Source organism: Streptomyces sp. FXJ1.172, from assembly GCF_001636945.3.
Taxonomy (GTDB): Bacteria; Actinomycetota; Actinomycetes; order Streptomycetales; family Streptomycetaceae; genus Streptomyces.
Genome location: NZ_CP119133.2, coordinates 6,924,194 through 6,943,700, shown reverse-complemented (window position 1 = coordinate 6,943,700; position 19,507 = coordinate 6,924,194). Strand labels below are relative to the sequence as shown.

At 70.7% G+C, this 19,507-nt stretch carries 15 protein-coding genes; 3 read left to right on the top strand and 12 right to left on the bottom strand.

The window, feature by feature from the left end; all coding sequences use genetic code 11:
- The first annotated feature begins 23 nt into the window (after positions 1–23).
- Genes A6P39_RS31150 through A6P39_RS31140 form a run of 3 tightly spaced genes read left to right on the top strand, consistent with a single transcriptional unit; the run spans position 24 to position 3,561 of the window.
- The gene (locus A6P39_RS31150; RefSeq protein ID WP_067048542.1) at positions 24–530 is read left to right on the top strand and encodes a PadR family transcriptional regulator; all 507 of its coding nucleotides are present in this window, start codon (positions 24–26) and stop codon (positions 528–530) included.
- A complete protein-coding gene (locus tag A6P39_RS31145; RefSeq protein ID WP_067048539.1) occupies positions 527–1,276 on the top strand; it encodes an ABC transporter ATP-binding protein in 750 nt (249 codons plus the stop codon). The genes A6P39_RS31150 and A6P39_RS31145 overlap by 4 nt, the downstream gene beginning before the upstream one ends.
- A gap of 2 nt (positions 1,277–1,278) precedes the next feature.
- Complete coding sequence (locus A6P39_RS31140; protein ID WP_067048536.1) at positions 1,279–3,561, top strand: ABC transporter permease; 2,283 nt, start codon at positions 1,279–1,281, stop codon at positions 3,559–3,561.
- Between the two features lie 115 nt (positions 3,562–3,676).
- Here the strand turns inward: A6P39_RS31140 and pgi are convergent, their stop codons facing one another.
- The 12 genes from pgi to uvrC form a co-directional block, all read right to left on the bottom strand.
- On the bottom strand, positions 3,677–5,329 hold the full coding sequence (pgi, locus tag A6P39_RS31135) for a glucose-6-phosphate isomerase (protein ID WP_067048532.1): 1,653 nt from the start codon (positions 5,327–5,329) through the stop codon (positions 3,677–3,679).
- A 52-nt stretch (positions 5,330–5,381) separates the two neighbouring features.
- Entirely contained in the window at positions 5,382–6,650 is a 1,269-nt protein-coding gene (locus A6P39_RS31130) for an MFS transporter (protein WP_079133513.1), read from the bottom strand.
- A gap of 143 nt (positions 6,651–6,793) precedes the next feature.
- A complete protein-coding gene (locus tag A6P39_RS31125) occupies positions 6,794–7,129 on the bottom strand; it encodes an RNA polymerase-binding protein RbpA (RefSeq protein WP_003957010.1) in 336 nt (111 codons plus the stop codon).
- 218 nt (positions 7,130–7,347) lie between these two features.
- A complete protein-coding gene (secG, locus tag A6P39_RS31120) occupies positions 7,348–7,578 on the bottom strand; it encodes a preprotein translocase subunit SecG (protein ID WP_067048529.1) in 231 nt (76 codons plus the stop codon).
- 114 nt (positions 7,579–7,692) lie between these two features.
- Positions 7,693–8,469 carry a triose-phosphate isomerase gene (gene tpiA, locus A6P39_RS31115; RefSeq protein ID WP_067048526.1) on the bottom strand — a complete coding sequence of 259 codons (777 nt, stop codon included), beginning with the start codon at positions 8,467–8,469 and terminating at the stop codon, positions 7,693–7,695.
- A gap of 6 nt (positions 8,470–8,475) precedes the next feature.
- Positions 8,476–9,687 (bottom strand): phosphoglycerate kinase, encoded by a 1,212-nt coding sequence (locus tag A6P39_RS31110; protein WP_067048524.1) that lies wholly within the window; start codon positions 9,685–9,687, stop codon positions 8,476–8,478.
- A gap of 134 nt (positions 9,688–9,821) precedes the next feature.
- Positions 9,822–10,829: a type I glyceraldehyde-3-phosphate dehydrogenase gene (gene gap / locus A6P39_RS31105; RefSeq protein ID WP_067048521.1), complete on the bottom strand. Its 1,008-nt coding sequence runs from the start codon at positions 10,827–10,829 to the stop codon at positions 9,822–9,824.
- Positions 10,830–11,172: 343 nt separating this feature from the next.
- Positions 11,173–14,127: a M14 family metallopeptidase gene (locus tag A6P39_RS31100; protein ID WP_199840854.1), complete on the bottom strand. Its 2,955-nt coding sequence runs from the start codon at positions 14,125–14,127 to the stop codon at positions 11,173–11,175.
- Between the two features lie 184 nt (positions 14,128–14,311).
- Complete coding sequence (gene whiA / locus A6P39_RS31095; RefSeq protein ID WP_067048518.1) at positions 14,312–15,301, bottom strand: DNA-binding protein WhiA; 990 nt, start codon at positions 15,299–15,301, stop codon at positions 14,312–14,314.
- Positions 15,292–16,359: a gluconeogenesis factor YvcK family protein gene (locus A6P39_RS31090; RefSeq protein ID WP_067048515.1), complete on the bottom strand. Its 1,068-nt coding sequence runs from the start codon at positions 16,357–16,359 to the stop codon at positions 15,292–15,294. Before A6P39_RS31090 ends, whiA begins: the two co-directional genes overlap by 10 nt.
- Positions 16,356–17,375 carry an RNase adapter RapZ gene (gene rapZ, locus A6P39_RS31085; RefSeq protein ID WP_067048512.1) on the bottom strand — a complete coding sequence of 340 codons (1,020 nt, stop codon included), beginning with the start codon at positions 17,373–17,375 and terminating at the stop codon, positions 16,356–16,358. The genes A6P39_RS31090 and rapZ overlap by 4 nt, the downstream gene beginning before the upstream one ends.
- Positions 17,372–19,480, bottom strand: coding sequence for an excinuclease ABC subunit UvrC (gene uvrC / locus A6P39_RS31080; RefSeq protein ID WP_067048509.1), 2,109 nt, complete (start codon positions 19,478–19,480; stop codon positions 17,372–17,374). The genes rapZ and uvrC overlap by 4 nt, the downstream gene beginning before the upstream one ends.
- Positions 19,481–19,507 lie beyond the last annotated feature (27 nt).

The window sequence follows — 19,507 nt, the reverse complement described above, 5'->3', positions numbered from 1 at the left end:
GAGCAGACAGGAGGACAGCACGAGTGCGCCTTGCCCTCCTGGCACTCCTGGCCCGCGGCCCCGCCCACGGCTACGAGCTGAAGCAGGACCTTGAGCAACTGCTGGGCTCCGCGTACCCTCAGCCGAACGTCGGCCAGATCTACGTCACTCTCGGCCGCCTGGAGAAGTCCGGGCTGATCGAGGGCGAGGACGTCGAGCAGTCCAGCCGGCCCAACAAGAAGGTCTACCACCTCACCGACGCCGGGCGGGAGGCGCTGCACGCCTGGTTCGAGGAGACCGAGGACGAGCCGCGGGTGCGGGACGAGTTCTTCATGAAGCTGGCCCTCGCCCCGCAGACCGGTCTCGCCGACCAGATCGCCCTCATCAACAAGCAGCGGCGCCAGTACCTCAACACCATGCGCAGCCTGTCGAAACTGGCCGCGGCCGAGAACCGGGACAACCGAATCGCCCACCTGCTGATCGAGGGCGCGATGCTGCACCTGCAGGCCGACCTCGACTGGCTGGAGCGGTGCCAGGAGGAACTGGAATGAGCGAGGACCGTGTTCCGGTGCTCCGCGCCGAGGGGCTGGTGAAGACCCACCACGGCGAGGGCGCGCCCGCGCACGCCGTCCGCGGGGTGGACCTGAGCGTCGCCCGGGGCGAGTTCGTCGCGATCACCGGCCCGTCCGGCGCCGGCAAGTCGACGCTGCTGCACCTGCTGGGCGGACTGCAGCGACCGGACGCGGGCAGCATCTGGCTGGACGGCCGCTGCACGGACTCCTTCAGCGAGGCACGCTGGGCGGTGGAGCGCCGCCGGGCCATCGGCATCGTCTTCCAGTTCTTCAACCTGGTGTCCAGCCTGTCCGTCGCCGACAACGTCGAACTGCCCGCCCTGCTGGCCGGTGCACCCCCGAAGAAGGCCCGTGCCGAGCGCGAGGCGCTCCTGGCCGAGCTGGGTCTTCAGGGCAAGGAGCGCAGCCTGCCCGGTGAACTGTCCGGTGGTGAGCAGCAGCGGGTCGCCCTCGCCCGAGCCCTGGTCAACCATCCGCCGCTGCTGCTCGCGGACGAGCCCGCGGGCAGTCTCGACAGCAAGGGCACCCGCGAGGTGATGCGGCTGCTGTCCCGCTTCCACGGACGCGGCCAGACGATCGTGCTCGTCACGCATGACGCCCGGCTGGCCAGCGCCGCGGACCGGGTGATCAGCTTCTTCGACGGCCGGATAGCGGACGATGCCGTGCTGGACGGTGCGCCGCCGCGCCGGGCCGGCATCTCCGGTGTGCTGGAGCTGAAGGACTGACCGTGCGGGCCACCCTGCGCTGGGCGCACTCCGATCTGCGCACGCATCGCGGCGAGGCGCTGTTCCTCGTGCTGGCCACCGCCGGCATCGTCGCCTCACTGCTGCTGGCCACCGCCCTGTTCGGCTATGCGACCAATCCCTGGCAGCGGACCTTCGCCGAGGCGCGCGGGGCCCACGTGTGGATCCACACGGCACAGTCCGCGGACACCGCAAGGCTCGCCGGGCTGGACGGCGTCACGTCCGTCGCCGGTCCCTATCGCACCGAGTCCGCCACCGTCGCCGCACGCGGCACCCGTGCCTCCGTGGAACTGCGCGGCACCGCGCACCTGCCCTCCGTCGGCCGCCCGCTGCTCACCGCCGGGCACTGGCTGGATCCGGCCGAGCCGGACGGGGTGGTGCTGGAGAGCGGCCTGGCCCGCGCCCTGCTGGCCGAGCCCGGAGACACCCTGACACTGCCCGGCACCGCCCGCACCCTGACCGTCGAGGGCATCGCGGACAGCGCCGAACCCGCCTACAGCCCCGGTGAACAGCCGGGGCTGGTCTGGGCCCTGCCGGCCGCGGTCCGGGCGCCGGGCGGCCAGGTCATCGGGCTGCGGCTGCGCGAACCGGCGGACACCGACTACGCGGTGCAGCGCGCCGTCACCGTGCTCGGCGCGGGCGCGGTCGGCGAGGTCTCCACCTGGCAGCAGGCGCGCGCCCAGGCACAGGGCGACAACCGGCTGCTCGGGCAGGTGCTCGGGCTGTTCGGTCTCGGCGCGCTGATCGCGGCCGGGTTCGCCGTGCACGGGGCGATCGCCACCCGGATCCGCGGCCATCTGCGGGACCTGTCGGTGCTGAAGGCGATCGGCTTCACCCCCGGCCAGGTCGTACGGATCTTCCTGCTCCAGCACCTCGCCTACGCCCTGCTCGGAGCCGTGGCCACCGCCGCGCTCACCCAGACCCTGGGCAGCCGGGTCCCGGGGCGGCTCGGTGACGCCGTCGGTGTGTGGCAGGGCCTGCCGGGGCACACCGTGGCACTGCTGGCGGTGCCCACGGGAGCGGTGCTGTTCATCGGCCTGACCACGGGCCTCGCGGCCTGGCGGGCCGGCCGGGTGCCGCCGGTTCCGGTGCCGCGCCCGGCCGCGGCGGCCGGCGGACGGCTCACCGGCGCGGCCCGGCGGGCGCTCGGGCTGCGGCTGCCGGCCGCGCTGGTCCTCGGCTGCCACAAAGTGGTCACGGGGCGCGGACGCTCGGTGGCCACCGTGGCCCGGCTGGCCCTGCCGATGCTGCTGATCGTGGTGGCGCTCAGCGCCTGGACCACGATCGACCGCTTCCACACCAGCCCGGCCCGGGTCGGTCTGCCCACCTCGCTCACGGTCCGCACCGACGGCCAACCGTCCCCGGCGGACCTACGGTCCCTGCTGACCGGCGACTCCCGCGTGGCCGCCGCCTATCCGGGAGTCGAGCTGGCCGCGCTGGTGCCCGGGCAGACCGGGACCATCGCCCTGCGCGGCCTCGGCACCGACGCCCGGCCCTACCCCTGTGCCCTCGCCGAGGGCCGGGCCGCGCGCGGACCGGACGAGGCGGTGGCCGGGCAGGGGCTGCTGGACCTGCTGCACGCGCGGGTCGGCGACTGGGTACGGATGATGGTCGGCGACCGGCCGCAGATCCTCCACATCGTCGGCCGCAGCATCGAACCGCAGAACGCCGGCCGGGTGGTGACGACCTCCCTGGACACCCTCCGCGAGAACGACCCGCAGCTCGCCCCGGCCTTCTACGAGCTGCGACTGCGCCCGGGCGCCGACCCGCACCGCGTGTCCGCCGCGCTCACCGCGGCCGGCCGGGGCCATCTGGACGTGCACGCCGTGCCGAACCCGGCCGACGGGCTGTCCCCGCTGCGCGCGGTCGTCGCCGGCCTGATCGCGGTGCTCGCCCTGATCGGGCTGGTCGAGCTGCTGACCGCGATCGGCGGGAGCGTCCGCGAGGGCGAGCGGGACGTGCTCGCCCTCAGGGCGATCGGCATGTCCCCGCGGCAGATCACCGCGATCACCGTCACGGCCACGAGCTGTACGGCGCTGGCCGCGGCACTTGCCGCCACGGTGCTCGGCCTGCCGCTGGCCCGCCGGCTCATCGACGCCCAGGGCGCCTCCAGCGGCATCGGCGCGGGGATCGCCCAGTCCCCCTCGCCCGGGCTGCTGCTTGTGCTGGGCTCGGCCGCCGTGCTGGGAGCGGCCGCGCTCGCCGCGCTGCCCGCTGCCCGCGCGGCACGCAGACGGCTCGCGGACACGCTGAGCGCGGTGGCCTGAGCCGGGGCCCTGCCGTGCGGGGCACCCGTGAGCACCGGGCATGCGCGGGAGCCGGACGGCCGGCCTGCGCGGGAGCCGGACGGCCGGGCCGTACCCGGCTCCCGCGGGGGCCCGCTCAGCTACGGCCGCGCAGCTCCCGGTACTTGGCGACCAGCGCCCTGGTCGACTCGTCCAGGCCGGGCACCTGCGCTCCCTCGGTCAGCGCGGGCTCCACCCGCTTGGCGAGGACCTTGCCCAGCTCGACGCCCCACTGGTCGAAGGAGTCGATGTTCCACACGGCGCCCTGCACGAACACCTTGTGTTCGTAGAGGGCGACCAGCTGGCCGAGGACGGACGGGGTGAGTTCCTTCGCCAGGATGGTCGTCGTGGGCCGGTTGCCCTGGAAGGTCTTGTGCGCGACCAGTTCCTCGGCGACACCCTCCGCGCGGACCTCCTCGGCACTCTTGCCGAAGGCGAGGGCCTGGGTCTGGGCGAAGAAGTTCGCCATCAACAGGTCGTGCTGCGCCTTGAGTCCACCGCTCAGCTCGGCCACCGGCTCGGCGAAGCCGATGAAGTCCGCCGGGATGAGTTTGGTGCCCTGGTGGATCAACTGGTAGTAGGCGTGCTGCCCGTTGGTGCCCGGCGTGCCCCACACCACCGGGCCGGTCTGCCAGTCGGCCTGCTTGCCGTCGCGCGCCACGTACTTGCCGTTGGACTCCATGTCCAGCTGCTGGAGGTAGGCGGTGAACCGGGAGAGGTAGTGGCTGTAGGGCAGGACGGCGTGCGACTGGGCGTCGTGGAAGTTGCCGTACCAGATGCCCAACAGGCCGAGCAGCAGCGGGACGTTGGCCTCGGCGGGCGCGGTGCGGAAGTGCTCGTCGACCAGCCGGAAGCCGTCGAGCATCTCGCGGAAGCGGTCCGGGCCGATGGCGATCATCAGGGACAGGCCGATCGCGGAGTCGTACGAGTACCGGCCGCCGACCCAGTCCCAGAACTCGAACATGTTTGCCGTGTCGATGCCGAACTCGGCCACCTTCCCGGCGTTGGTAGACAGGGCCACGAAGTGCTTGGCGACCGCGGAATCGTCACCCAGCGCGTCCAGCAGCCATGAGCGCGCGGAGGTGGCGTTGGTGATCGTCTCAATGGTGGTGAAGGTCTTGGAGGCGATGATGAACAGCGTCTCGGCCGGGTCCAGGTCCCGGGTGGCCTCGTGCAGGTCGGCGCCGTCCACGTTGGAGACGAAGCGGACCGTCAGCCCTCGGTCGGTGAAGCTGCGCAGCACCTCGTAGGCCATCGCGGGACCCAGGTCGGAGCCGCCGATGCCGACGTTGATCACGTTCTTGATGCGCTTGCCGGTGTGGCCGGTCCAGGCGCCGGAGCGGACGCGGTCGGCGAAGTCACTCATCCTGTCGAGCACGGCGTGCACCTTCGGGACGACGTTCTCGCCGTCGACCTCGATCACCGCGTCGCGCGGGGCGCGCAGCGCGGTGTGCAGCACCGCGCGGTTCTCGGTGACGTTGATCTTCTCGCCGCGGAACATGGCGTCGCGCAGCGCGAACACGTCCGTGGCGGCGGCCAGCTCGCGCAGCAGCCGCAGCGTCTCGTCGGTGACCAGGTGCTTCGAGTAGTCGATGTACAGGTCACCGACCTGGAGCGTGTACCCCTCACCGCGCCCGGGATCGGCGGCGAACAGTTCCCTCAGATGGGTGTCGGCCAGCTCTTCGCGGTGCTTGGCGAGAGCGGCCCATTCGGGCGTCTGGTTGAGCCTGGTACGGCCGTCTGCGTTCATTTCCGACTTCCGCCTTCTTTCGTGCCTGTCCCAGCTGTTCCAACCTAATTGATCACCGCGCGGTGCGAGCCGTCGCGGCGTCGTCGTGCGGCGCAACAACAGGTACGTCCGGCTGACGGGCCGGTATCAGCGAGGTGACCGCCAGGGTGAACAGGGCGGCGGCGAGCAGGGCCGGGCCGTTCAGCCCCACGGCGCCGGCCACCGCGCCGCCGAGGAGCGCGCCGAGCGGGACGCCGGAGGTGGAGGAGGTGCGGAAGGCGGCGGAGACGCGGCCCACCATGGCGGCGGGGCTGCGCTCCTGCATCAGCGTGACCTGGTTGACGTTCCAGACCATGTTCATCGCGCCGAGCAGCAGCATGCCGGCGAGCAGGGCGGCCAGGTGCCGCAGCGAGCCGATGAGGATCAGCGAGGCCGTCTGGACGGTCCCGGCGACCAGGAGGGCGCGGGCCCGCCCGGTGCGGCGCGCGATGCGCTGGGCGAGGAAACCGCCGGTCAGGCTGCCGGCCGCGTAGGCCGTCATGGCTGCCGCGTAGGCCCCGTCGCCGCCGTGCAGCCAGCGCGTCACATGCAGCACCAGGGTGCCGATCAGGGCGCCCATGCCGATGTTGCAGAGCAGGGTGGCCAGGCACACGGCCCGCAGCACGCGGTCTCGCCACAGGGCGCGCAGACCGGCTCCGATCTCGGCGCGCAGGGTGCCGCCGGCCGGACGGGGCTCCCGGTCCACAGGCCGTATCCGCAAGGAGGCGACCAGGGCGGCGGCCAGGACGAAGGTGCCGGCGTCGGCGACGAAGGGCAGGAACACGCCGACGGACAGCAGCAGGGGCACGAAGGGGCCCGCCAGCAGCCCGCCCGCGAGCTGCTGGCCGGTCATCAGCCTGGCGTTGGCCCCGCCGAGGGCCTCGCGCCGCACCAGCGACGGCAGCAGGGCCGTCGCGGCGTTGTCGAACAGCGTCTGGAGCGTGGTGAGAGCGAAGGCCAGAGCGAGCAGCAGGGGAACCGAGGCGAGGCCCACCCCCACCAGGAGGGCGAACGAGGCGACGAGCAGCCCGCGCACGGTGTCCACGGCCCACATCGCCCGCCGCTGGTCCACGCGGTCGGCCACGGCTCCGCCGAGCAGCCCGAACAGCAGCCAGGGCACGTAGCCGCAGGCCGTCACCGAAGCGATGACCAGTGGGTCGTCGGTGAGCCGCACGGCGAGCAGCGGAAGTGCGGCCGCGCGCAACGCGTCCCCGAACCGGGAGACCACGGCGGCCGTCCACAGCCGGCCGAATCCCCCGCGCCACGCGGGTGCCCCCGCGCTCACCGCCCCGATCGCAGCCATCCGCCCCCCCCTCACGATGCACCGGTGCATCGGCGCACCGCCTGATGCACACAACCGTAGAGGGCACCACTGACAACGGGTCGTGCGCGCGGGCGGAAATGGCTCCGGCCCGGCACCCTGAGGCGCCCGGCCGGTCACAATCCCTAGATCTCGCCCCGCAGTTTGGCGAGCGCCTCAGCGAGGATCGCCTCGCCGTCCGCGTCGCTGCGCCGCTCCCGCACATAGGCGAGGTGCGTCTTGTAGGGCTCGGTGCGCGGCGGGTCCGGCGGGTTGTCCCGGTCCTGGCCGGCCGGGAAGCCGCAGCGCGGGCAGTCCCAAGTGTCCGGAACCTGAGCGTCGCTGGCGAAGCTCGGCTGCGTCTCGTGCCCGTTGGAGCACCAGAAGGAGATGCGCAGACGCGGCGCGGACTCGCCACGCTCGGCCTCGCCCATCGGCCCCGCCCCGACCCGGCTTCCTCGGATCGCGTTGCCACTTGCCACGGTCGTAACTCCCTGCGTGATGGTGCCGCGAAGCGAGTCGGCGTTCCGCTTCGCTGCGAGCGCCTCAGTCTACGTAAGGCCCAACGCGCGTCCAGTGATTGGAGTTACAAGCCCTCACACCCAGACGCAAGCCCCATGATAGGCCGCGCTCAGGAGCGCGTACCGAACATGGGGCCTTACGTACCGAATATGCGTGATGTGCGTGCTGTGCGGGAGTCTCAGCCGTTCGACTTCATCAGGATGCCGAGAACGATGATGCACGCGAACCACAGCAGGCCGATCACGATGGTGATCCGGTCGAGGTTGCGCTCGGCGACCGAGGAGCCGCCGACGGAGGACTGCATGCCGCCACCGAACATGTCGGAGAGGCCGCCGCCCTTTCCCTTGTGCATCAGCACCAGCAGCATCAGCAGCAGGCTGAAGATGATCAGGGCGATCGAGAACCCCAAAACCACGGCTGGACCAACTTCCTCGGATTCGGATGGACGACGGGGGCACAGCACACCGGCTGTGCCCCCGCAAGGGTACGACGTATCGTCGCTACCGCCTACTCACAGCGTGCGTCACTGATCGCGGAAACGCACGATCTTGACGAACTCGTCGGCGTCCAGCGAGGCACCGCCGACCAGGGCGCCGTCGATGTCGGCCTGCGCCATGATCTCGGCGACGTTGCCCGACTTCACGGAGCCGCCGTACTGGATGCGGATCTTGTCGGCCACGTCCTGCGAGTACAGCTCGGCGAGCTTGGCGCGGATCGCGGCGCAGACCTCCTGGGCGTCCCCGGAACCGCAGACCTTGCCGGTGCCGATGGCCCATACGGGTTCGTAGGCGATCACGACGGTCTCGGCCTGCTCGGCCGGGAGGTCCTTCAGACCGCCCTCGAGCTGGGCGAGGGTGTGGGAGACGTGGTTGCCCGCCTCGCGGACCTCCAGTTCCTCGCCGATGCACAGGATCGGGGTGAGGCCGTGCTTGTAGGCGGCCTTGACCTTGGCGTTGATCAGCTCGTCGGTCTCGTCGTGGTACTGGCGGCGCTCGGAGTGGCCGATGACCACGTACGTGCACTTCAGCTTGGCCAGCATCGGGCCGGAGATCTCGCCGGTGTAGGCACCGGAGTCGTGCTGCGAGATGTCCTGGGCACCGTACTTGATCTTGAGCTTGTCGCCGTCGACCAGGGTCTGCACGGAGCGCAGGTCGGTGAAGGGCGGCAGGACGGCGACCTCGACGGCCTCGTAGTCCTTGTCGGCCAGGGCGAAGGCGAGCTTCTGGACGTGGGCGATGGCCTCGAGGTGGTTGAGGTTCATCTTCCAGTTGCCCGCCATCAGCGGCGTGCGGGTGGTCATACGGGGTCAGTCCTCCAGTGCGGCGAGGCCGGGGAGCGTCTTGCCCTCGAGGTATTCGAGGGAGGCGCCGCCACCGGTCGAGATGTGTCCGAACGCGTTCTCGTCGAAGCCGAGCGTGCGCACGGCCGCGGCGGAGTCACCGCCGCCGACGACGGTGAAGCCGTCCGACTGGACGAGGGCCTGGGCGACGGCCCGGGTGCCTTCGGCGTAGTCGGGGTGCTCGAAGACGCCCATGGGGCCGTTCCAGAAGACGGTGGCCGCGTCGGCGAGCTTCGAGGCGTACAGCTTGCGGGTCTCCGGACCGATGTCCAGGCCCTCCTGGTCGGCGGGGATCTTGTCCGCGGCGACGGTCGTGGGGTTCGCGGGGGCCTTGGTCTTCAGGTCCGGGAACTGCGTGGAGACAAGGACGTCGACGGGGAGCACCAGCTCGACGCCGTTCTTCTCCGCACGCTCCATGTACTCGGTGACGGCCGGGATCTGGTCCTCCTGCAGGAGGGAGATGCCGACCTCGTGGCCCTTGGCCTTGAGGAAGGTGTAGGCCATGCCGCCGCCGATGAGCAGGCGGTCGGCCTTGCCGAGCAGCTCGTCGATGACGGCGAGCTTGTCGGAGACTTTGGCGCCGCCGAGCGCGACCACGTAGGGGCGCTTGACGTCCTCGGTGAGCTTCTTCAGGACGCCGACCTCGGTGGCGATGAGGTGGCCGGCGTAGTGCGGCAGCTTCTTGGGCAGGTCGTAGACCGAGGCGTGCTTGCGGTGCACCGCACCGAAGCCGTCACCGACGTAGACGTCGGCGAGGGCGGCCAGCCGGTCGGCGAACTCGCCCCGCTCGGTGTCGTCCTTGGAGGTCTCGCCGGCGTTGAAGCGCAGGTTCTCGATGACCGCGACCTGGCCGGGCTGCAGGCCGTCGACGGCCTCGTGCGCGGCGGGGCCGACGGTGTCCTGGGCGAAGGCGACCGGGGCGCCGAGCAGCTCGCCGAGGCGCTCGGCCGCGGGCAGCAGCGAGAAAGCGGGATCCGGGGCGCCCTTGGGGCGGCCCAGGTGCGAGGCGACGACCACCTTGGCGCCCGCCTCCGCGAGGGCCTTGACGGTGGGCAGGACGGCGCGGATACGGCCGTCGTCGGTGATGGTGGCGCCGTCCAGCGGCACGTTGAGGTCGGCGCGGACGAAGACCCGCTTGCCGCTCACGCCGGCGGCGAGAAGTTCGTCGATCGTCTTCATTGAGTGGACTCCAAGGGAGGGCTCGTGGTGCACCTGATCGTAAGAGGACGTGGTCCGTACGCGAGACAGGGCCCGGACAGCGCGACGCTGCGCTGCCCGAGCCCTGCTCTCACTTCAAGGTCCTGCTTCGGCGATCAGAGCTGGTTGCCGACGAAGACCGTGAGGTCCACGAGGCGGTTGGAGTAGCCCCACTCGTTGTCGTACCAGCCGATGACCTTCACGTTCTTGCCCTCCTGGACCATGGTCAGGGAGGAGTCGAAGGTGCAGGACGCCGGGGCGTTGACGATGTCGGAGGAGACGATCGGGTCCTCGGTGTAGTCGAGGAGGCCCTTCAGCTCGCCCTCGGCGGCCTTCTGGAAGGCGGCGTTGACCTCTTCCTTGGTGACCTCGCGGCCGAGTTCCACGACCAGGTCGGTGACCGAGCCGGTGGGGACCGGGACGCGCATGGCGATGCCGTCCAGCTTGCCCTTGAGCTGCGGGAGCACCAGGGCGGTGGCCTTGGCGGCACCGGTGGTGGTCGGGATGATGTTCTCGGCGGCGGCGCGGGCGCGGCGCAGGTCCTTGTGCGGGAAGTCCAGGATGCGCTGGTCGTTGGTGTACGCGTGCACCGTGGTCATCAGACCCTTGACGATGCCGAAGTTCTCGTCGAGGACCTTCGCCATCGGCGCCACACAGTTGGTGGTGCAGGAGGCGTTGGAGATGACGTGATGGCTGGCCGCGTCGTACTTGTCCTGGTTGACGCCCATCACGATGGTGATGTCCTCGTCCTTGGCCGGAGCCGAGATGAGGACCTTCTTCGCGCCACCGGCGATGTGCTTGGCGGCGTCTTCCTTCTTGGTGAAGATGCCGGTCGACTCGATGACGATGTCGACGCCCAGCTCGCCCCAGGGGATGTCGGCCGGGTTGCGCTCGGAGAGCACCTTGATGGTGTGGCCGTCCACGGTGATGGTGTCGGCGGTGTGGGAGACCTCCTGCTTGAGGCGGCCCAGGATCGTGTCGTACTTGAGCAGATGCGCGGTGGTCGCGGTGTCACCCAGGTCGTTGACAGCCACGACCTCGATGTCAGCACCCTGCTCCAGCAGCGCGCGGAAGTAGTTACGACCGATGCGGCCGAAGCCGTTGATGCCTACGCGGATCGTCACGAACCGATCTCCTCGTTGGTACGCCGGCCATGCGGTGCCGGCGAGCTCTATTTGGGATGTCCCCGACCACCACCGACCCTACCTCTCTGCGAGCCCCGGGGTGACATCGAGATGGCCCATACACGGGCAGGCGTTCCTTACCCACCAGTAGAGGTACGGACCGTCCCGGATCGGCAGTGGATTCACCCGTATTTACTACTGAATGCCAGGCACTTTTGGCGCCTTCTTCACTCGTTCGTGAGCGGGTCGGCTCACTTGATCAGGGCCCCTTTCGCGCACCGTTGAGAGGGCTCCCGCTCACCTGTTGGAACAAGGTGAGCGGGATCTGTCAACGTGTCGGCCCTCACGCACCGAGCGCCGCGAACGCCTTCCGCAGCAGGGCCCCCCGATCGGCCGCCGACGGCACCTGTTCCAGACCGAAACCGAGCAGCACGGTGTCGTCCGTGGTGACCGCTCCATAGGTCTGGAACAGCGTCCCGGTGCGCGCCCAGTCCTTCAGCACGGGCGGGCTGCCCGCGGGCGGTCCGGTCACGTGCCAGGCGCCCAGGGACGACTCGAATCCCTCGGTCTCCTTCGCCACGCCGCCCACGACGAGCGAGGCGTCGTCGGCGAGGACACCGTGTCCGCCGGTGCCCGGGTCGGTGACGTAGCTGATCGAGACCTCGACGGACTTGCCGGCGTACGCGCTCAGGTCGAAGGTGACCTGCCGCCAGCCGCCCGAGCTGCCGGTGAGACTGTTCCAGGAGCCGGTCGTACCGGTCGCGCTGCAGGCGTTGTCCGCGAGCGTCAGATAGTGCTTCAGCCACGGGTGCTCGGCGATCAGGAACCCCTGGCCGCAGTCCGCCGGTACGGCCGTCCTCGTGGCGCCGCCGGCTTCCGGCAGGGTCGTCCAGTCGTCGGCGCCCACGGTGTGCGCCTCGATCACCGCGTGGTCGTAGCCCGGCTCGGTGTCCCACAGCAGCCGGGTGCTGAGGGCCGGCTTGTCGGCGGCGCTGACACCGCTCAGGTCGATGGTGCGGGTGAGGCGCTTGTAGGCGTCGTCGGTGTGCACGGCGGCGGCCATGTACGAGCCCGAGTACGGCCCGTACGGGTTGACGGTCCCGGCGAACCGGCCCGCGCCCGCGCTCTTGAACTGCGGGTAGGCGGCCACGGGCAGTTCGTCGGAGGTGACGGCGTAGGTGCCGGCCTTGTCCAGCGGGTTGCCGGGCGCGTCGCCGAGGGCGCCGCCGTAGCCGTCCAGGGCGCCGGAACCGGTGAAGCCGGTGGCTCCCGTGGTCGACGTACGGCTGTAGGCACCCAGGTAGTACTGGCTGAAGTCGTCCGAGAGAGTGCCGTCGCCGAGGTCGACGCTGCCGCCGGCCAGTTCACCGGCCTCGATCAGCCTGCCGCCCTCGTTCAGATAGGCGCGCAGCTGCAGTTGGGTGGCGTTGCCGGGGCCGTTCGCGCCGGAGTAGTGCACGACGGTCCGGAAGTGCTTCAGCACGCCGAGCGCGTCCGGGGCACCCTGGGTGGCGACGTCCCACACGAGCGCCCTGTGCCCGGCCGCCCTGACCGCGTCCGCGTACTTCTGCGCCTGTGCGGCGGCCGTGCCCTCCTCGGCGACGACGAGCGTGTCGGCCTTGGGCCGCTCGGCGACCGTGTACGTGAAGTGCGGGCTGGACACCTTCCTGCCGCTGTCCGTCTCGCCGGTGAACCACACCTCGACCCTGTCGCCCGGCTCGCCGCCCTGCACCATGGCCCGGTACTCGTCGAAATACAGGTCGTCCTTGCCGCCGTAGGTCCTGCCGCCCTTCCAGGGCCGCAGCGTCTGGTCGAGGACGCGGCCGCCGTTGACGCGGTACTTCAGCTCCTTGTCCCGGATCGCCCTGCGCACGACGACGGACACCTCCTGGCCGGCGCCCCGGGAGTACGACGTGGAGAACGTGGCCGGGGTGAAGTCGGCGGCGCTCAGCCCGACCGAGGAGACCGGCCGGTCCGGGTGTACGGCGGTCTCGGCGACGGAGAGCGCGAACGGGATGTTCTTGGTGAACTCCTGCTGGATCAGCTTCTCGTCGTCGGGGAAGTTGAAGACCGACTGGCAGTCCTCGGGCTTCCACGCGTCGTTCGGGTCGACGTTCGACGCCGTCTGGCAGGTCGACATCTCGGGGGTGAACATCGCGATGCCGTTGACGTTCGACGCGTGCCCGTCCGCCTCACCGTTGGTGGTGTACAGCTCCGAGGAGACCTGCGAACGGTAGCCGGGGACGGCCGGGTTGTCCGGGGTCCCGGCGAGGGCCTTGTAGAGGACGTCGTCGGGCGTGGGGGTCGCGACCTGCCAGCCCACGCCGTACAGGAGGAGTTCGGCGGCCGAGTGGTAGTTGATGGCGTACCTGAACCCGACACGCTTCTCGAAGCCGTCCAGCGCCCTGGTCTCGGGCTCGGACTCGGGGCTCGCGCCGCGGTAGGTCTCGCTGATGGGGTTCGGGGACGAACCCTCGTCGTCGTAGCCCCACTTGTAGGGGAAGTTGCGGTTGAGGTCGACGCCGTCGCCGGCGCCGATGACGCCGTCGCCGTTGACGTCCCGCAGGTTCTTGCGCCACAGGCGGGTCTCGGAGTTCTTGAACGTGTAGTCGTAGCCGTCGGGGTTGGCCGAGATGACGAACCACAGCTCGGTCGAGTCGACGATCTTCCGGATGCGCTTGTCGGACTTGTAGCGGTCCAGGTAGTAGTGCATCAGACGCCGGGTCATCTCCGGGGTGATCCACTCGCGTGCGTGCTGGTTCGACAGATACAGCACGGGCGGCCTGGATCCGTCCTGCGTCTTCCTGGCGTTCCTGGTCAGTTTGAGGGCGAGGATGTCCTGGCCGTCGACCGTCTTCCCGATCGACTCGACCTTGGTCAGGCCGGGGTTGGCCTGGGCGGTCCGGAGAATCTCCTCCTTGAGTCCGCCGCTTCCGCCGTAGGGGCGGAACACGCCCTGGGACGCCTTCTCCACGCGTGCCTGAGCCTTGGCCGACACGGTGTGCTCGGTGAGGGTGACGCCCTGTTTGCGGAGTTTCGCGGCCTGCTGTCCGGTGAGATAGACCTCGACCTCGGACTTTCCGCTTCCGGTGATCTGCCCGCCGAGTTCGTCACCGTCCTGGCCGGCCTTGAGGAGCAGGGGAATCTGCGCCTTGGTGACGTCGGCGCGGAAGACCCTGATCTCGTCCGGGGTGGACTTCGCCGGATTTCCGCCCTGTGCCTGGGCTACGGGTGCGAGGCTCGCTCCGCCGATCAGGAGCGCGCCGACAGCGAGGATCGATCTCGCTCTGTGTCTCATGAACCCCCCTAGCGGTGGTTCGCCGCAGCGGCGAACGCTTGGCCAGGTTCATGTCACTTCTTGATCGAGTCAAGAGCGCTTCATGGCCACGCAAATGAATGCCCGTCAGGCATACGGAAGGCACACGAAAGCCGGTGCCGAAGCCTCAACTGGGCCTCGGCACCGGGTCGTTGGCGTCACGCGGTCAGCCGGCCAGGTTCTCCGCCAGCTCCTCGGTGAGGTTGGCCTCCGTACCCGGGATGCCCAGGTCGGCGGCGCGCTTGTCGGCCATCGCCAGCAGACGGCGGATCCGGCCCGCGACCGCGTCCTTGGTCAGCGGCGGGTCGGCGAGGGCGCCCAGCTCCTCCAGCGAGGCCTGCTTGTGCTCCATGCGCAGCCGGCCGGCCGCCGCGAGGTGCTCGGGGACCTCGTCGGCGAGGATCTCCAGCGCGCGCTGGACCCGGGCGCCTGCGGCCACGGCCGCGCGGGCGGAGCGGCGCAGGTTGGCGTCGTCGAAGTTGGCGAGCCGGTTGGCCGTGGCCCGCACCTCGCGGCGCATCCGGCGCTCCTCCCAGGCCAGCACCGACTCGTGCGCGCCGAGCCGGGTCAGCAGGGCGCCGATCGCGTCGCCGTCACGGACGACCACCCGGTCCACGCCCCGCACCTCACGGGCCTTCGCGGCGATCGACAGCCGGCGGGCGGCGCCGACCAGCGCGAGCGCGGCCTCCGGGCCCGGGCAGGTCACCTCCAGGGAGGAGGAGCGGCCGGGCTCGGTCAGCGAGCCGTGCGCCAGGAAGGCCCCGCGCCAGGCCGCCTCCGCGTCACAGGTGGCCCCGGAGACCACCTGCGGGGGCAGGCCCCGGATCGGGCGGCCCCGGCCGTCCACGAGACCCGTCTGGCGGGCCAGCTGGTCCCCGCCCGCAACGACCCGCACGACATAGCGCGAGCCGCGTCGCAGCCCGCCGGGCGCCATCACGATCAGCTCGGAGCTGTGGCCGAAGATCTCCAGGATGTCCCGCTTGAGACGGCGGGCCGCCATCGCCGTGTCCAGCTCCGCCTCGATCACGATGCGCCCGCTCACCAGGTGAAGGCCGCCGGCGAACCGCAGAATGGCGGAGACCTCCGCCTTCCTGCAGCAGGTCCGGGTGACGGGGAGCCGGGAGATCTCGTCCTTCACCGCTGCCGTCATCGCCATGGGCCGATCCTTCCATGCATCCGAAAAATACGGTCGTACGCGGCGGCCAACAGCTCCGGGTCGTGCCGCGGGGAACCGTCGGTCCGGGCCACCGGCGCCAGCTCGACCGCGGCTCCCAGCCGCTCGGCGGCCTCGGTGAGCGAGTCGCGGTCGGGCACGGCGGCCACGTCGGCCAGCACCACGTCCAGGGCGAGTTTAGGGGCGTGTCGGCCCAAAACCTCCAAATGACGCTGCGGGGAGAAGCCCTCGGTTTCTCCCGGCTGCGGGGCGAGGTTCAGGGACAGCACCTTGCGCGCCTTGGTCTCGGTGAGGGCGTCCAGCAGCTCGGGGACGAGCAGGTGCGGGATCACCGAGGAGAACCACGAGCCGGGGCCGAGCACCACCCAGTCCGCGTCCAGCACCGCGGCTACGGCCTCCGGGACGGCCGGCGGGTCGTTCGGCACGAGGTGCACCGACTGCACCTCGCCCGGCGTGAGGGCGACCGTGGCCTGTCCGCGCACGGTGTCCACCTCGTCGGGACGCTCGGGATCGTGCCCCTTGACCAGGGCCTGCAGCTCCAGCGGCACGGCCGACATGGGCAGCACACGGCCGTGCGCGCCGAGCAGCTTGCCGACCAGGTCCAGGGCCTGCACATGGTCGCCGAGCTGCTCCCACAGGGCGACGATCAGCAAATTGCCGACCGCGTGCTCGTGCAGGTCGCCCTTGGACTGGAAGCGGTGCTGGATGACCCGGGCCCAGGTCTGGCCCCAGTCGTCGTCACCGCAGAGCGCGGCCAGCGCCTTGCGCAGGTCGCCGGGCGGCAGCACGCCCAGCTCGTCCCGTAGCCGGCCGCTGGAACCGCCGTCGTCGGCCACCGTGACGACGGCGGTGAGGTCGCCGGTGATCCGGCGCAGCGCGGCGAGCGAGGCGGACAGGCCCATGCCGCCGCCGAGCGCGACGACCTTGGGCTGCGTGCCCCGGCGGCGGGGCCGGCCGCCACGGGGCTCGGCCGGGCGCCCGGCACGCGACTCGGGCACCATCCGGCGCAGCCTGCTCAGCCGCGGTGTACGTTCCGTCATTCCCGTCCCATGTCCCGGTGCACGACCACCGTCTCCACACCCTCGGCCGCGAGGCGCGCGGCGAGCTTCTCCGACATCGCCACCGAGCGGTGCTTGCCGCCGGTACAGCCGATGGCGATGGTCACATACCGCTTGCCCTCACGGCGATAGCCGGCCGCGATGAGGCGCAGCAGCTCGGCGTACCGGTCGAGGAACTCCTTGGCGCCGGGCTGGTTGAAGACATAGGCGGCGACCTCCTCGTTGAGGCCGGAGTACGGACGCAGCTCCGGCACCCAGTGCGGGTTGGGCAGGAACCGCATGTCCGCGACCAGGTCGGCGTCGACCGGCAGGCCGTACTTGAAGCCGAAGGACATCACGGTGGCCCGCAGCTCGGGCTCCTCCTCGCCGGCGAACTGGGCGTCCATCTTGGCGCGCAGCTCGTGCACATTGAGGCTGGAGGTGTCGATCACCAGATCGGCGTCCCCGCGCAGCTCGCGCAGCAGCTCGCGCTCGGCGGCGATGCCGTCCACGATGCGGCCGTCGCCCTGCAGCGGGTGCGGACGGCGCACCGACTCGAAGCGGCGCACCAGCGCCTCGTCGGAGGACTCCAGGAAGACGATCCGCCGGGTGACGCCCCGGGTGTCCAGGTCGGCGAGGGACTCCCGGAGGTTGTCGAAGAAACGGCGGCCGCGCACGTCCACGACGACGGCGATCCGCGCCACGTTGCCCTGCGAGCGGGCGCCCAGCTCGACCATGGTGGGGATGAGGGCGGGCGGGAGGTTGTCCACGACGAACCAGCCGAGGTCCTCCAGACACTTCGCCGCCGTCGAACGGCCCGCTCCGGACATGCCGGAGATGATCACCAGCTCGGGGATGGCCGCTTCGGGGGCCGCGGCCGCCGTGACGTCCGTACTCACCTGTGCTCCGTTTTCCTGGACCGCTTGCTGATCGCCGGCCGCGGGCTGGGGCCGGTCCCGGCCCGCTTCCTCGTGCGCCGGATCTCGCTCTGCTGTGGGCTGTGTCTCGTGCTCGGTCATCTCTCCTGCCCCCGTCGTTCGTCCGGGAGACCCGCGGTCACGGGCTCCCCCGAGGAACCGCCCGTCGTATCGGGTTCCTCGTCTTCAATGATCTCTCCGGTCGCCGTGTTCACGGCGGGTGCGGCCGGAGCCGCCTGGGCGAGGGCCGCGGCGATGGTCTCGGCCGTCTTCCGGCCTATCCCGGGCACCTCCTGGATCTGTTCGATTGTGGCGGACCGGAGCTTTTTCACCGAGCCGAAATGCTTGATGAGTGCTTGTCTGCGGGTCTCGCCGAGGCCGGGGACTTCGTCCAGGGGGCCGGCGCGGAAACGCTTGGCCCGCTTGGTGCGCTGGTAGGTGATCGCGAAGCGGTGGGCCTCGTCCCGCACGCGCTGGAGCAGATAGAGACCCTCGCTGGTGCGTGGCAGGACCACCGGGTCGTCCTCGCCGGGCACCCAGACCTCCTCCAGGCGTTTGGCGAGGCCGCAGACGGCGATGTCGTCGATGCCCAGCTCGTCCAGGGCGCGCCGGGCCGCCGCGACCTGCGGCTGACCGCCGTCGACCACGACGAGCTGCGGCGGGTAGGCGAACTTCCTGGGACGGCCGTCGTCGTCCTTGAGGGAGTTGGTGATCTCGTCCGTGCCGGTGAGGACGGACTCGCCACCCGTGACGACGGACTCGCCGCCGGCGGCGGCGTCCTCGCCGTCGGCCCACTCCCCCGTCTTCTCCTTCTCGGCGAGATAGCGCCTGAAGCGGCGGCTGATCACCTCGTGCATGGAGCGGACGTCGTCCTGACCCGCGAAGCCCTTGATCTGGAAGCGGCGGTACTCGCTCTTGCGCTGCAGGCCGTCCTCGAAGACGACCATGGAGGCGACCACGTCGTCCCCCTGCAGGTGAGAGATGTCGTAGCACTCGATCCTCAGCGGGGCGCTGTCCAGGTCGAGGGCCTCGGCGATCTCCTCAAGGGCACGCGAGCGCGTGGTCAGGTCGGAGGCGCGCTTGGTCTTGTGCAGGGCCAGGGCCTGCTGGGCGTTGCGCTGCACGGTCTCCATGAGCGCCTTCTTGTCGCCGCGCTGCGGGATGCGCAGCGACACGTTCGAGCCGCGGCGGCCGGTCAGCCACTCCTGGACCGGCTCGACCGGCTCGGGCAGGGCCGGAACCAGGACCTCCTTGGGGACCGCGTCCCCGCTCTCCTCGCCGTACAGCTGCTGGAGCGCGTGCTCGACCAGTGCCCCGGTGGTGATGTCCTCGACCTTGTCGGTCACCCAGCCGCGCTGGCCGCGCACCCGGCCGCCACGCACGTGGAAGATCTGGACGGCCGCCTCCAGCTCGTCCTCGGCGACGGCGATGAGGTCGGCGTCGGTCGCGTCGGCGAGCACGACCGCGTTCTTCTCCATCGCCTTCTTCAGGGCCTCGATGTCGTCACGCAGCCGGGCGGCCCGCTCGTACTCCATCTCCTCGGCCGCCGTCATCATCTGCTTCTCCAGACGGCGGAGGTAGGTGCCGGTGCGGCCGGCCATGAAGTCGCAGAACTCCTCGGCCAGCTCCTGGTGCTCTTCGGGGCTGACCCGGCCGACGCAAGGGGCCGAGCACTTGCCGATGTAGCCGAGCAGGCAGGGGCGGCCAGTGCGGGCGGCGTTCTTGAACACGCCGGCCGAGCAGGTACGCACCGGGAAGACGCGCAGCAGCAGGTCGACCGTGTCCCGGATGGCCCACGCGTGTCCGTACGGCCCGAAGTACCGCACGCCCTTCTTCTTGTGACCGCGCATCACCTGCACGCGCGGGAACTCCTCGTTCATCGTCACCGCGAGGTACGGGTAGCTCTTGTCGTCGCGGTACTTGACATTGAACCGGGGGTCGTACTCCTTGATCCAGGAGTACTCCAGCTGGAGCGCCTCGACCTCCGTGGACACCACGGTCCACTCCACGGACGCGGCGGTGGTCACCATCGTCCGGGTGCGCGGGTGCAGGTTCGACAGGTCCTGGAAGTAGTTCGCCAGGCGCTGGCGCAGGCTTTTCGCCTTTCCGACGTAGATCACCCGGCGGTGCTCGTCACGGAACCTGTACACCCCCGCAGAGTCCGGGATCTCACCCGGCCTGGGGCGGTAGCTGGAGGGGTCGGCCATGTCTCACACCCTACTGGCGAGCACCGA

Excerpts from the sequence above, each read along its gene's own strand:
- pgi (WP_067048532.1), bottom strand. The coding sequence starts at position 5,329 with ATGAACGCAGACGGCCGTACCAGGCTCAACCAGACGCCCGAATGGGCC.
- A6P39_RS31110 (WP_067048524.1), bottom strand. The coding sequence starts at position 9,687 with ATGAAGACGATCGACGAACTTCTCGCCGCCGGCGTGAGCGGCAAGCGG.
- A6P39_RS31145 (WP_067048539.1), top strand. The coding sequence starts at position 527 with ATGAGCGAGGACCGTGTTCCGGTGCTCCGCGCCGAGGGGCTGGTGAAG.
- A6P39_RS31090 (WP_067048515.1), bottom strand. The coding sequence starts at position 16,359 with ATGACGGAACGTACACCGCGGCTGAGCAGGCTGCGCCGGATGGTGCCC.
- whiA (WP_067048518.1), bottom strand. The coding sequence starts at position 15,301 with ATGGCGATGACGGCAGCGGTGAAGGACGAGATCTCCCGGCTCCCCGTC.
- rapZ (WP_067048512.1), bottom strand. The coding sequence starts at position 17,375 with ATGACCGAGCACGAGACACAGCCCACAGCAGAGCGAGATCCGGCGCAC.
- uvrC (WP_067048509.1), bottom strand. The coding sequence starts at position 19,480 with ATGGCCGACCCCTCCAGCTACCGCCCCAGGCCGGGTGAGATCCCGGAC.
- A6P39_RS31100 (WP_199840854.1), bottom strand. The coding sequence starts at position 14,127 with ATGAGACACAGAGCGAGATCGATCCTCGCTGTCGGCGCGCTCCTGATC.
- A6P39_RS31130 (WP_079133513.1), bottom strand. The coding sequence starts at position 6,650 with ATGGCTGCGATCGGGGCGGTGAGCGCGGGGGCACCCGCGTGGCGCGGG.
- tpiA (WP_067048526.1), bottom strand. The coding sequence starts at position 8,469 with ATGACCACCCGCACGCCGCTGATGGCGGGCAACTGGAAGATGAACCTC.